This is a genomic window from Actibacterium pelagium (genome assembly GCF_002285415.1).
Lineage (GTDB): Bacteria > Pseudomonadota > Alphaproteobacteria > Rhodobacterales > Rhodobacteraceae > Actibacterium_B > Actibacterium_B pelagium.
The window spans coordinates 353,509-364,670 of the sequence record NZ_NSBU01000007.1 but is presented as its reverse complement, the minus strand read 5'-3'; the positions used below and the strand labels follow the sequence as shown (position 1 = coordinate 364,670).

The 11,162-nt window shown below is 58.5% G+C and carries 11 protein-coding genes; 4 read left to right on the top strand and 7 right to left on the bottom strand.

Annotated elements, in window-relative coordinates; all coding sequences use genetic code 11:
* Positions 1-26: 26 nt before the first annotated feature.
* The 4 genes from CLM58_RS10710 to CLM58_RS10695 form a co-directional block, all read right to left on the bottom strand.
* Complete coding sequence (locus CLM58_RS10710; RefSeq protein ID WP_095595924.1) at positions 27-248, bottom strand: twin-arginine translocase TatA/TatE family subunit; 222 nt, start codon at positions 246-248, stop codon at positions 27-29.
* A gap of 201 nt (positions 249-449) precedes the next feature.
* Positions 450-1,502: an ABC transporter ATP-binding protein gene (locus CLM58_RS10705; RefSeq protein WP_373286799.1), complete on the bottom strand. Its 1,053-nt coding sequence runs from the start codon at positions 1,500-1,502 to the stop codon at positions 450-452.
* A 121-nt stretch (positions 1,503-1,623) separates the two neighbouring features.
* Positions 1,624-2,751, bottom strand: coding sequence for a hypothetical protein (locus CLM58_RS10700; protein WP_095595922.1), 1,128 nt, complete (start codon positions 2,749-2,751; stop codon positions 1,624-1,626).
* Positions 2,752-2,754: 3 nt separating this feature from the next.
* Positions 2,755-3,534: an SDR family oxidoreductase gene (locus CLM58_RS10695; protein WP_095595921.1), complete on the bottom strand. Its 780-nt coding sequence runs from the start codon at positions 3,532-3,534 to the stop codon at positions 2,755-2,757.
* Positions 3,535-3,687: 153 nt separating this feature from the next.
* Here CLM58_RS10695 and CLM58_RS10690 point away from each other — a divergent pair, with 153 nt between their 5' ends.
* From CLM58_RS10690 to CLM58_RS10675, 4 genes are all read left to right on the top strand, one after another.
* Positions 3,688-4,155 carry a methyltransferase family protein gene (locus tag CLM58_RS10690; RefSeq protein ID WP_095595920.1) on the top strand — a complete coding sequence of 156 codons (468 nt, stop codon included), beginning with the start codon at positions 3,688-3,690 and terminating at the stop codon, positions 4,153-4,155.
* Positions 4,156-4,194: 39 nt separating this feature from the next.
* Entirely contained in the window at positions 4,195-5,802 is a 1,608-nt protein-coding gene (locus CLM58_RS10685; RefSeq protein WP_095595919.1) for a peptide chain release factor 3, read from the top strand.
* A 4-nt stretch (positions 5,803-5,806) separates the two neighbouring features.
* Positions 5,807-6,403, top strand: a complete 597-nt coding sequence (locus CLM58_RS10680) for an exopolysaccharide biosynthesis protein (RefSeq protein WP_095595918.1) — start codon at positions 5,807-5,809, stop codon at positions 6,401-6,403.
* 159 nt (positions 6,404-6,562) lie between these two features.
* Complete coding sequence (locus CLM58_RS10675) at positions 6,563-8,038, top strand: DEAD/DEAH box helicase (protein WP_095595917.1); 1,476 nt, start codon at positions 6,563-6,565, stop codon at positions 8,036-8,038.
* Here the strand turns inward: CLM58_RS10675 and CLM58_RS10670 are convergent.
* Genes CLM58_RS10670 through CLM58_RS10660 form a run of 3 tightly spaced genes read right to left on the bottom strand, consistent with a single transcriptional unit; the run spans position 8,035 to position 11,162 of the window.
* Positions 8,035-8,658, bottom strand: coding sequence for a class I SAM-dependent methyltransferase (locus CLM58_RS10670; protein ID WP_095595916.1), 624 nt, complete (start codon positions 8,656-8,658; stop codon positions 8,035-8,037). The two genes, CLM58_RS10675 and CLM58_RS10670, sit on opposite strands and share 4 nt — an antisense overlap.
* Positions 8,659-8,712: 54 nt before the next feature.
* Positions 8,713-10,386 carry a ribonuclease J gene (locus CLM58_RS10665; RefSeq protein ID WP_095595915.1) on the bottom strand — a complete coding sequence of 558 codons (1,674 nt, stop codon included), beginning with the start codon at positions 10,384-10,386 and terminating at the stop codon, positions 8,713-8,715.
* Positions 10,383-11,162 carry a type III pantothenate kinase gene (locus tag CLM58_RS10660; protein ID WP_095595914.1) on the bottom strand — a complete coding sequence of 260 codons (780 nt, stop codon included), beginning with the start codon at positions 11,160-11,162 and terminating at the stop codon, positions 10,383-10,385. The genes CLM58_RS10665 and CLM58_RS10660 overlap by 4 nt, the downstream gene beginning before the upstream one ends.

The following is an 11,162-nucleotide window of genomic DNA, read 5'->3' as shown; positions in this document are numbered from 1 at the left end:
AACCTGCCTTATTGGCGCGGGGCCAATTAGGCCTTGTCTTTTTCGGTCTCAGCTTCCGGAGTGACGTCTTTCGCCTCTTCCGCTGCTTGGTTTTCCAGCTCTTCGGTGCCGTCTTTCACGCCGCGCTTGAACGCGGTGATGCCTTTGCCAACTTCACCCATCAGCGACGAGATCTTGCCACGGCCAAAGAGCACCAGAACGACGACGGCGATCAGAAGTAGGCCCGGCAGGCCAATGTTGTTCAGCATTTCTTTCTCCCACAGAGCGCTATTGGGGCGCTCTTTTTTGAATTCTGCCAGACGTATTTATTTGTTTGAGAGGCCAGTTCAAAGCCCCTTCGCGCAATTTCTGCCAATTTATTTGCAGCAATACGAATGTTAGCGGCGATAATAAGTGAGATTTTTGAAAAACAAGGGATCAAAAGGCGCAAATCCGGGCCGTGATCCGGGTCAGGCCGCGGGTGTCTCTTGATAGACGTGACAGCGTTCGCGCCGCACCATCAGCCACATCGGGGTTCCAGGCGCGGGCAAGAACACGGCCGGGACCGCTGCCGTCATGTAAGAACCGTCATACTCCAGCCGGAATTCCACAAGGCTTTCCTTCCCCAAGAAGCGCGCGCGCTCCACGATTGCCCTTGCGGGTGTTCCTGTTTGTGGTGAGGGGTCGGGCCCACGACCGCTGCGATCGAAGTCGATCTTCACATGCTGCGGGCGGATCACGATATTCACGCGCGTTCCATCGGCCACGCCGGGCGCCAGAAATTGGCCAAACGCGGTATCCGTCAGCGCCCCCTGCACCGTGCCGTTGATCACATTCACATCGCTGAAGAACTGCGCCGCATTCAGGTCAACCGGCGAGTTGTAGATGTTATAGGGTGCGCCTTGCTGCACGATCTTGCCGTCACGCATCAACGCGATTTCATCAGCCATGCGCATCGCCTCCTCGGGTTCGTGCGTGACCAGAAGAACGGCAGAGCCTTCGGATTTCAGAACCTCAAGCGTGCTGTCGCGAATTTCGTCACGCAACCGATTGTCGAGACCAGAGAAAGGCTCGTCCATCAGCATAATGCGCGGGCGCGGAGCAAGGGCACGGGCCAGTGCCACGCGTTGCTGCTCTCCGCCGGACAGGTTGTGTGGGTATTCGTCGATGAACCGCAAAAGGTTCACGCGGCTCAGCAATTCTTCGACCCGCGCGCGTTTCTCTTCCTTGCTGCCGGACAGGCCAAAGGCCACGTTCTCGGCGACGGAAAGGTGCGGAAATAGCGCGAAGTCCTGAAACATAAGCCCAACAGACCGGCGTTCAGGCGGAATACGGAAGACCGTGTCGCAGACCAGACTGCCGTCGACGTAAATCTCACCGCTGTCCTGCATGTCGACGCCCGCGATCATCCGCAAGGTCGTGGACTTGCCGCAACCGGAGGGACCCAGAAGGCAGGTCACCTGCCCCGGCATAACAGTCAGAGACACGTCATTCACCACCATGCGCCCATCGAACTGGCGCATGAGGTTGCGGATTTCCAAACGTGGAGTCGTGTCGCTCACCTGTATCCCTCGCATTTCCGATCAAAAAAATCGGACTTTACGAGGGTTTAACAACCGCCCAAGCCCGCCGCAAGCGCGTTTGTTACGGCGTCAGGTTGATCCGAAGCGTTGCCACCCGGGTTCCATTGATCTGCAGGTGCAGGTCGTGTGGACCCGGGTAATAGGTGATCGTTGTGGCCTCTTTCACAAAGCGGTGCGTCTTGGTCAGCAAGACCTCTTCCCCGGCAGACAGTGCAAGCTGTTTCAACTTGAAGACTTTGGACGCGGCCCTGCCAGAGGGTCTTGGCATGTCCACGACATAGTCGATCATAAGCGCTGCTTTGGCATTGGCTCGCAGCTTCAGTGATAGGGTTGCAGCCTCTCCCAGCCCGGTTTCTGCGGCCCCCGGCGCCCACATGACCACCTCGATGGGCGGGTTCGGATGGAATCCAAGCAAAGCCAGCGCCTCCGGGTGGCCCTTCTTCACCAGCCCACGAAGGGCGTGGCGGGTCATCCATCCCAACTCTTTGGGGTCCTGCCGGGCCTCATCCTGCCAGCGCCCCAACGTATGAAGCACCAGATCGGGATCAATCTTGGCGATATCGTTCAGATGATTTGCCACAGAGCGCGTAACATAGCGGGTCGGATCGGCGTGTAGCTCATCCAACAGCGGGATCGGTGCGTGGGTGTCCAGATGGATTTTCTGCCCCCAGGGTAATTTGGGCCGAGACCCTTCACTGACCAGCCGACGCACGTGATAATTCGGGTGACTGGCCCATTGGCGCATCTGCGCCAATGTCACCTCTGGGTGAGCATTCAGGAAGGCACGGATATCGAATTCGACCGAGAACCTTTGCGTCAATTCCTCAAGCAGATTGAAAGCGACCGGCAGGTCATTCGCCCCTAGCCCCCGCCGCGCGACATAGGCCCCAAGCGGAGCAAAGATGAAATCACCAAAATCATCGTCCGTCTTGGAAGGGTCCAAAGGCGGCGGCAGCGCCTTCTGAATGGCTTGTGCTGCCTGTGTGAAGTTGGTTGGCAGAAACCGCTCCAGCACTTCGGATATCAGCGTGATCCGCTGCTTCAGCTCTAGCGCTGGCAGGTCCTGCATGACCTCGTCAACGAAGCGATCCGCCGGAAAGGACGGATCGCTGTCACGGAACAGCCCGGCGAGGTAGACCAGCTTGTCGCGATTGAACAGCTGGTCTTTCAGACTGAACCCCTTGGCCATTGCCTACATCGTAGAGTTGATGGCACCGCCATCCAGCAGGATGTTCTGCCCTACGATGAAGCCAGCGTGCTGCGAGCAAAGGAAGGCGCACATCGCGCCGAACTCTTCCCGCGTGCCATAGCGATTGGCCGGGATCGTGGCGTAACGGTTCTGCCGCGCCTGATCTTTCGTAATCCCCTGCTGATCGGCAACACCCTGATCCAGGGACGAGGCCCGGTCAGTGTCGTGGATGCCCGGCAGTAGGTTGTTGATGTTCACGCCATACTGCGCCACTTGCCGCGAGGTACCCGCCACATAGCCGGTCAGACCTGCACGGGCAGAGTTCGACAGGCCCAGTACCGGGATCGGTGCCTTGGTCGAGCCAGAGGTGATATTCACCACACGGCCCCAGCCCTTTTCGATCATCCCCGGCAGAAAGGCCTTCATCAGCGCAATCGGCGCCAGCATGTTGGCATCCAACGCCTTGATGAAGTCTTCACGGTCCCAGTCAGACCACATCCCCGGAGGTGGACCACCTGCGTTGTTGACCAGAATGTCCACGCCCTGCGCGGCCTCGATCAGCTCTGCCTGACCTTCTGGTGTCGAAACATCCGTCGCTACGGTCTTAACCTGCACACCATATTTCTGGCGCAGTTTTTCTGCTTCGGCTTCCAAAACCTCGGCGCCACGCGCGTTCATCACAAGATTTACACCAGCCTCGGCCAGCGCGGTCGCGCAGCCCAGACCTAGACCTTTTGACGAGGCGCAAACTAAAGCCGTCTTCCCGGCAATTCCCAAATCCATAGGTTCCCCCTAATATTCTTTACGGGCTTTTTAACACCCGGGTTTGATATGCTCCATATGGACCAGATTTCCAGAAATTTACCAGCCCTGAGCTGCCAAGAAGCGATTTCAGGAAAAGCTGGACTCCTGCTTTTTGCCCGGTAGCCTTTGATTATGAGCCAAGACACCGCCAATATTCTCGTCTTCCCGCCATCGGTTTCCGTTGCCGCACCCGCGTTCGCAGGCCTGATGGAATGGCTGTTGCCATATGGAATTCTTCCGGCCCCGGGCGGCTCCATGTTGGTTGCTGGCGTGTTGCTGATGTTGCTCGCCGGCGGTCTGGCTGTCTCTGGCACCCGCGCCTTCAAACGCGCGAAGACCAATATTGATCCGCGACAGCCCGCGCTGGTGCTGGTGAACGACGGCCCCTACCGGTTCACCCGCAACCCAATGTATCTGGGCATGATCACCCTGAACCTTGGGCTGACCCTTGCTGCCTCGTTGGATTGGGGTCTGTTGACCACGCCCCTGTTGGCGCTGACCCTGCACTTTGGCGTCGTGCTGCGGGAAGAGGCTTATCTGAAGACGAAATTCGGCGAACCCTACGCCATGCTTTTGAAACGCACCCGCCGCTGGCTTTAGGGTCTTTCACAGCGCCTCTTGGATCGCTATATCGCGCCTATGTTAGACAACGCCTCAAACCGCCCAGAGTTGCCGCCCGAGATTGCTCGGCGTCGGACCTTTGCGATCATCTCTCACCCCGACGCGGGTAAGACGACCCTGACCGAGAAATTCCTTCTGTATGGTGGCGCCATTCAGATGGCCGGACAGGTGCGCGCAAAAGGCGAAGCACGGCGGACGCGGTCGGACTTTATGAAGATGGAACAGGACCGCGGGATCTCGGTCTCGGCCTCGGCCATGTCGTTTGACTTCGACAAGTACCGCTTCAACCTGGTCGACACGCCCGGCCACTCTGACTTCTCGGAAGACACCTATCGCACGCTAACCGCTGTTGATGCAGCCGTCATGGTGATCGACGGCGCGAAAGGCGTTGAAAGCCAGACTCGCAAGCTTTTCGAAGTCTGCCGCCTGCGCGATCTGCCGATCCTTACCTTCTGTAACAAGATGGACCGCGAAAGCCGCGATACGTTCGAGATCATCGACGAGATTCAGGAAAATCTTGCGATCGACGTGACCCCAGCCTCTTGGCCGATCGGTGTCGGACGAGAGTTCTTGGGCTGCTATGATCTGCTGCGTGACCGTCTGGAGCTGATGGACCGCGCCGACCGGAACAAGGTCGCTGAAAGCATCGCCATCGAAGGTCTGGACGACCCCAAGCTGGAAGAACACATCCCCGCCAACCTGCTAGAGCAGCTGCGCGAAGAGGTCGAAATGGCCCGCGAACTGTTGCCGCCGCTTGACCCGCAGGCCCTGCTGGATGGCACACTGACCCCGATCTGGTTCGGCTCTGCCATCAACAGTTTCGGCGTCAAAGAGCTGATGGACGGCATCGCCAAATACGGGCCCGAACCGCAGATTCAGGCAGCCGAGCCGCGCAAGATTGCGCCGGAAGAGAAAAAGGTCTCGGGCTTTGTGTTCAAAGTTCAGGCCAACATGGACGCCAAGCACCGCGACCGGGTGGCCTTTGTCCGCATGGCCTCTGGTCACTTCAAACGGGGCATGAAGCTGACACATGTGCGCTCGAAAAAGCCTATGGCCATTTCGAACCCGGTCATGTTCCTCGCCTCGGACCGCGAACTGGCGGAAGAGGCCTGGGCGGGCGATATCATCGGCATCCCCAACCACGGCCAATTGCGCATCGGCGACACGCTAACCGAAGGCGAAGCCCTGCGCGTCACCGGCATTCCCTCGTTCGCTCCGGAACTGCTGCGGGCCTGCCGCGCGGGCGACCCGCTGAAAGCGAAACATCTGGAAAAAGCCCTGATGCAGTTTGCCGAAGAAGGCGCAGCAAAGGTCTTCAAACCCATGATCGGCTCTGGCTTTGTGGTAGGCGTCGTTGGTCAGCTGCAGTTCGAGGTTCTCGCCAGCCGGATCGAACTGGAATATGGGCTACCCGTACGGTTTGAGCCGACCCAGTTCACCAGCGCCCGCTGGATCACCGGACCGGAAAAAGATGTTGATGCCTTTGTGAACAAGAACAAGGGCCATATCAGCTATGATAACGACGGCGATCTTGTCTACATGACCCGCCTACAGTGGGACATCGACCGGATCGAACGCGATCACCCGGAACTGACGCTTAGCGCAACCAAGGAAATGCAGGTCTGACCCGATGACCCCTGAAGACGAGACAGAGGATCAGTTTTCAGAGGTCTTCGACGATCTGCACTCCGTTGCCCACGAAACCGAGGCGACCACCCTCGGAGAGCTTGTCGACGCACTTGGGAGACGGGGCACTGGCCCTTTGCTGGTGATCCTGTCTGCGGTTCTTATCCTGCCGGTCGGGATGGTTCCCGGGATGCCGGGGCTCGTGGCAATTGTGTTTGTGTTGATCGGTATTCAGCTTCTGTTCGTTCAACCAAAGCTTTGGATGCCTGCACGCCTGCGCCGCATTACCATCAAGACCGAAACGCTCAAATCCATAGTGGATCGTGCCCGGCCCCTCCGCCGAAAAGCGCGTTTGCTTTTGTCAGAGCGCTTAACCTTTATCATCGACAGTCGCGCTTTTCAGTTGGCCAATGCATTAATCCTGTTGCTCACGGGATGCGTGATTTTCTTCATCGGTTTTGTCCCCGGCCTGCCATTTGTCCTTTCGATCCATATCCTTCTGATCGGTCTGGGCCTGACTGCCAGAGACGGCGTCGTCATGAGCCTTGGCCTAACCGCTATTGCGCCCGCTATCTGGTTGGTGGCCAAGGTGTTGTTTTGAACACTTCACTTGCTGCAAATAAAGGCTAAGGCCCCGACAATCTTGACTGTTTCAAGCCTTTCGCATATGCGTCAGGCCTAGATGACGATCGGCAATTCGGCTGATCGGGCCGCGCAGAACTGCGGCCTTCCATAAGAGCCGCAGCGCCAAAGGATCTCAATGACCAAGTTCTCTGACTTGGGGTTGCACCCCAAAGTTCTTTCCGCCGTTTCTGACGCGGGCTACGAAACCCCTACCCCTATTCAAGCCGGCGCCATTCCCCCTGCTCTTCAGGGTCGCGACGTTCTTGGGATTGCCCAAACCGGCACAGGTAAAACCGCCAGTTTCACCCTGCCGATGATCACAATGCTCGCCCGGGGCCGCGCACGCGCCCGGATGCCGCGCAGCCTTGTTCTTGCCCCGACGCGAGAACTGGCCGCTCAGGTTGCCGAGAACTTCGACATCTATGCGAAGAACACCAAGCTGACCAAAGCGCTTTTGATCGGCGGCGTTAGCTTCAAGGAACAAGACGCCCTGATCGACAAAGGTGTCGACGTCCTGATCGCCACCCCCGGCCGCCTGCTGGACCACTTCGAACGCGGCAAGCTCTTGCTGACTGGCGTGCAGATCATGGTCGTGGACGAAGCTGACCGGATGCTGGACATGGGCTTCATCCCGGACATTGAGAAGATTTTCCAGCTGACGCCGTTCACGCGCCAGACCCTGTTCTTCTCGGCCACCATGGCGCCCGAAATCGAACGTATCACCAACACGTTCCTGTCGAACCCCGAGAAGATCGAGGTCGCCCGCGCCGCGACCACATCCGAGAACATCAAACAGGGCGTTGTTCTGTTCAAATCCTCGCGCAAGGACCGTCAGGCCAAAGAAAAGCGCATGGTTCTGCGCAGCCTGATCGATAGTGAGGGCGAGGCCTGTACCAACGCGATCATCTTCTGCAACCGCAAGACCGAAGTCGACATCGTTGCGAAATCGCTGAACAAGCACGGCTATAATGCCGCCGCGATTCATGGCGATCTGGATCAGGCGCACCGCATGCGTACGTTGGACGGGTTCCGCGATGGCTCTATCCGGTTCCTCTGTGCGTCGGACGTTGCCGCCCGTGGGTTGGACATCCCGAACGTCAGCCACGTTTTCAACTATGACGTCCCGACCCATTCCGAGGACTACGTGCACCGCATCGGCCGCACCGGTCGCGCGGGGCGCAAAGGCACCGCGATGATGATCTGCGTCCCCGCAGATGAGAAATACCTGGCCCAGATCGAGGATCTGGTAAAGCAGGAAATCCCGCGGATCGAGACCCCGGAGCTGCCCGAGGCACCGTCACGCAGCCGCCGCAAGCCGCGCGATGAAGATGGTGAAAAACCGGCAAACAAGGGCCGCAAGCCGCGCGAAAAGTCCGAAGAAGCCGCTGAGAAGCCCGCCGAGGAAAAACGCGAAAACCGGTCCCGCTCTCGTCGTGGCGGTCGTGGAAACGGCCGTTCGCAGGGTGAGCCCGTCGTCGGTCTGGGCGATCACGTTCCGGCCTTCCTGTTGCGCTCTTTCAAGGCTCCGAAGCCGGAACCTAAAGTGGAAGCAGAATCAGAACCCGCACCGGCCGAAGGCGCAGCTGAAACCGAGGAAAACGGTTCAAACTAAGCCAACTTGCGGAATACAGACACCTGAAACCGTTGGTTGGTTTCGAATGGTGTTTCGTGGACAACGTCTTGGGTGCCAAGGCGCTTAAACCTGTCTGGCGCAAAGGCGTTGATCCTGTGCTCTAGCGTTTCACCGGAATACCGCTGAACTGGCAGGCCCGAGCACTTTTCGGGCCCGTCCAAGGCAAAGGTGGCAATGATCGCGACACCACCGGGCTGAAGCGCGGCGTCCATTCGCGACAAGTACTTTTCTTGATCCTGCGTATCCGTCAGAAAATGAAACACCGCACGATCATGCCAAACCTGATACGCGATCTGTGGGTCCCATTCTGTCACGTCGGTCGCGATCCAGGTAACTCCCTCTGCTGCTGCCCCCAGTCTGACTTGGCTGACACGCAGCGCGGCCTCTGACAGATCCAATACGGTGATCGGACCAAGTTCAGCAGAGACAAGCTGATCCACCAGACGCGAGGCCCCTGCCCCGACATCTACAATTGGGTCACCCGGCTCTGCGTATTTTTGGACAAGCTCTAAGGAAAGCGCAGGGTCAGCCTGGAACCAGCTGACCGCATCTTCAGGTTTTGTCTGGTAAACCTTTTCCCAATGATCTGCATTCGTCATTATCGTCACCCCCTACCCTAACGATAGCGCAGGAGGTGAATGCAAACCAAGTGGTTAAGCCGACAGACGGCTGATCACCACAACGACTTCGGGTTTGCGGCCAATCTCTTCGTTGGCAACCTGACGCGTGCGGCGACGCAGGGCGTCTTCCAACTTGTCATCATCACGCAGAACCTTGTCGTCGGTCCGACCCAGCATCTGGCCCAGATCACCTTCAAGCACATCTGCCAGCGGCGCATTGGAAGTGCCCGTCTCTGGCAAACCACGCAGTTCGACCCAAGGATCGCCAAGCGGCTCGTCCTCTTCATCGATGATGACATTGACCAGAACGATCCCATTCAGAGCCATGCGGATACGATCGCGGACTACGCCATCCAGTGCGCCAATTTGGATAGCGCCGTCCAGATAGGTGCGCCCGGCCTCTATATATTCAGCTACTTTTGGGACGGGGCCCGTCAGGTCAACCATCGTGCCATTGGTGGCAATGATCGCGGGGATGCCGTTTTCTTCTGCCAGTTTTACGTGCTCGCGCAGGTGGCGGTGTTCACCGTGCATGGGGATGACCATCTCGGGATGCATCAATTCGTGCACGCGCTTCAGGTCGGGGCGGTTGGCGTGGCCAGAAACGTGGTAGATGCCAGAGCTGTCGTCGACCACATCAACACCCTTCTCAGACAGCGCGTTGATGATCTGGATCACACCCTTTTCATTCCCCGGAATGGTCTTGGAAGAGAACAGGAACAGGTCGCCCTTTTTCATCTCAAGCCCCATGTACTTGCCCCGCGCCAGTTGCGCACTTGCTGCCCGGCGTTCGCCTTGGCTGCCAGTGACGATCAGCATCAGGTTTTCACGCGGGATTTGCGTTGCTTCTTCGGGGCTGACGACGGTCGGGAAATCGGTCAGGACGCCGCTTTGGATGCCTGCCTCAACCATGCGGCGCATCGCGCGGCCAAGCAGCACAACAGAGCGTCCCGCATTCTTGCCCGCCTCGGCCAGCGTTTTCAGGCGAGCGATGTTCGAGGCAAAGGTGGTCGCCACGACCATGCCTTTGGCCTGAGACACAAGTTGATGGATGCCCGGGCCAACGGTGGCCTCGGACCGGCCGCCTTGCGGCGAAAAGACATTGGTGGAATCGCAGGTCAGGACCTTCACACCCTCTTGCCCCAACTGGCCCCACAGGGCGGGGTCAAAGGGTTCGCCCACTACCGGGCTTTCATCCAGTTTGAAGTCGCCCGTATGAACGATCCGGCCCGCAGGCGTGTTGATGATCAGGCCAGAGCTTTCGGGGATCGAATGCGACACTGGCAGGAAAGACACGCTGAACGGCCCAACGTCGACTTTCTCGGGATAGGCACCCACGATCTGAACGGCCTCGGGGTCACCGCCGCGCTCTTCCATTTTCCGCACGGCCAGATTGCCGGTGAATGCACGGGTATAAACGGGGCACTTCAGGCGCGGCCAGCCAAGGGCCACAGCCCCGATGTGGTCTTCGTGGCCGTGGGTGACAAAGATCGCCTCAAGCCGGTCAGCGCGCGCCTCAAGCCATGAGATATCGCCAAAGATCAGGTCCACACCGGGCGTGCCGTCCATGTCAGGGAAGGTCACCCCCAAATCGACAAGGATCAGGCGTTCCTGATCCTTGGGCCCGTAGCCATAAACATAGGCGTTCATTCCGATCTCGCCTGCCCCGCCTAGAGGAAGATAGATCAGCCGGTTCTCACTGCTCATTGCTTGTTGTTTTCCTTATTGTAAGCATGGATCACGGTCAGGCCGTGCATGGTCAAGTCGTCTTCGATTGTGTCAAATAACACATCTCCCTGCGCGAACAACGGGGCAAGACCACCAGTGCCGATGATCTTCATGTCTCGCCCATATTCGGCACGGATCTGGTTGCAAATACCCTGAACCAGCCCGACGTAGCCCCAGAAGACGCCCGACTGGATACAGGCGACGGTATTCGTCCCGATCACCTTTTCAGGCTTGGTGACGTCGACATGCGGCAGAGCGGCCGCAGAAGAGTGCAGCGCCTCGACGCTGAGGTTTACACCCGGGGCAATCACGCCACCGATATAAGCACCATCAACGTCAACAACGTCGAACGTGGTCGCGGTTCCAAAGTCGACAACGATCAGATCCCCACCGTGACGATCGAAGGCCCCGGCCGTGTTCACCAAACGGTCCGGGCCGACCTGCGTCCCTGCATCGACGCGCGGATTGTGCGGCAACAGACACTCTGGCTTGCCAACCACCATCGGGCGGCACCCAAAGAACCGGTCTGCGAAGACGCGCAGGTTGAAGACCACGCGCGGCACGGTGGACGAGATGATCACCTCGGTAATGTCCACCTCGATCCCGTAGTGCTTCACCAGCGTCGAGTACCACGTGAAATAAGCATCCGCGGTGCGGGCGTGGTGTGTCGAGGTGCGCAGGGTGCAGAGGAATTTCTCTCCGTCCCAGATAGAGAACACGGTGTTGGTGTTTCCGCAGTCAATCGCAAGAAGCAT

Bases quoted from the DNA above. Each gene is read 5' to 3' on its own strand.
- CLM58_RS10685 (WP_095595919.1), top strand. From the start codon at position 4,195: ATGTTAGACAACGCCTCAAACCGCCCAGAGTTGCCGCCCGAGATTGCT.
- CLM58_RS10710 (WP_095595924.1), bottom strand. From the start codon at position 248: ATGCTGAACAACATTGGCCTGCCGGGCCTACTTCTGATCGCCGTCGTC.
- CLM58_RS10695 (WP_095595921.1), bottom strand. From the start codon at position 3,534: ATGGATTTGGGAATTGCCGGGAAGACGGCTTTAGTTTGCGCCTCGTCA.
- CLM58_RS10705 (WP_373286799.1), bottom strand. From the start codon at position 1,502: ATGCGCCAGTTCGATGGGCGCATGGTGGTGAATGACGTGTCTCTGACT.
- CLM58_RS10665 (WP_095595915.1), bottom strand. From the start codon at position 10,386: ATGAGCAGTGAGAACCGGCTGATCTATCTTCCTCTAGGCGGGGCAGGC.
- CLM58_RS10675 (WP_095595917.1), top strand. From the start codon at position 6,563: ATGACCAAGTTCTCTGACTTGGGGTTGCACCCCAAAGTTCTTTCCGCC.
- CLM58_RS10690 (WP_095595920.1), top strand. From the start codon at position 3,688: ATGAGCCAAGACACCGCCAATATTCTCGTCTTCCCGCCATCGGTTTCC.
- CLM58_RS10700 (WP_095595922.1), bottom strand. From the start codon at position 2,751: ATGGCCAAGGGGTTCAGTCTGAAAGACCAGCTGTTCAATCGCGACAAG.
- CLM58_RS10660 (WP_095595914.1), bottom strand. From the start codon at position 11,162: ATGCTTCTTGCGATTGACTGCGGAAACACCAACACCGTGTTCTCTATC.
- CLM58_RS10680 (WP_095595918.1), top strand. From the start codon at position 5,807: ATGACCCCTGAAGACGAGACAGAGGATCAGTTTTCAGAGGTCTTCGAC.
- CLM58_RS10670 (WP_095595916.1), bottom strand. From the start codon at position 8,658: ATGACGAATGCAGATCATTGGGAAAAGGTTTACCAGACAAAACCTGAA.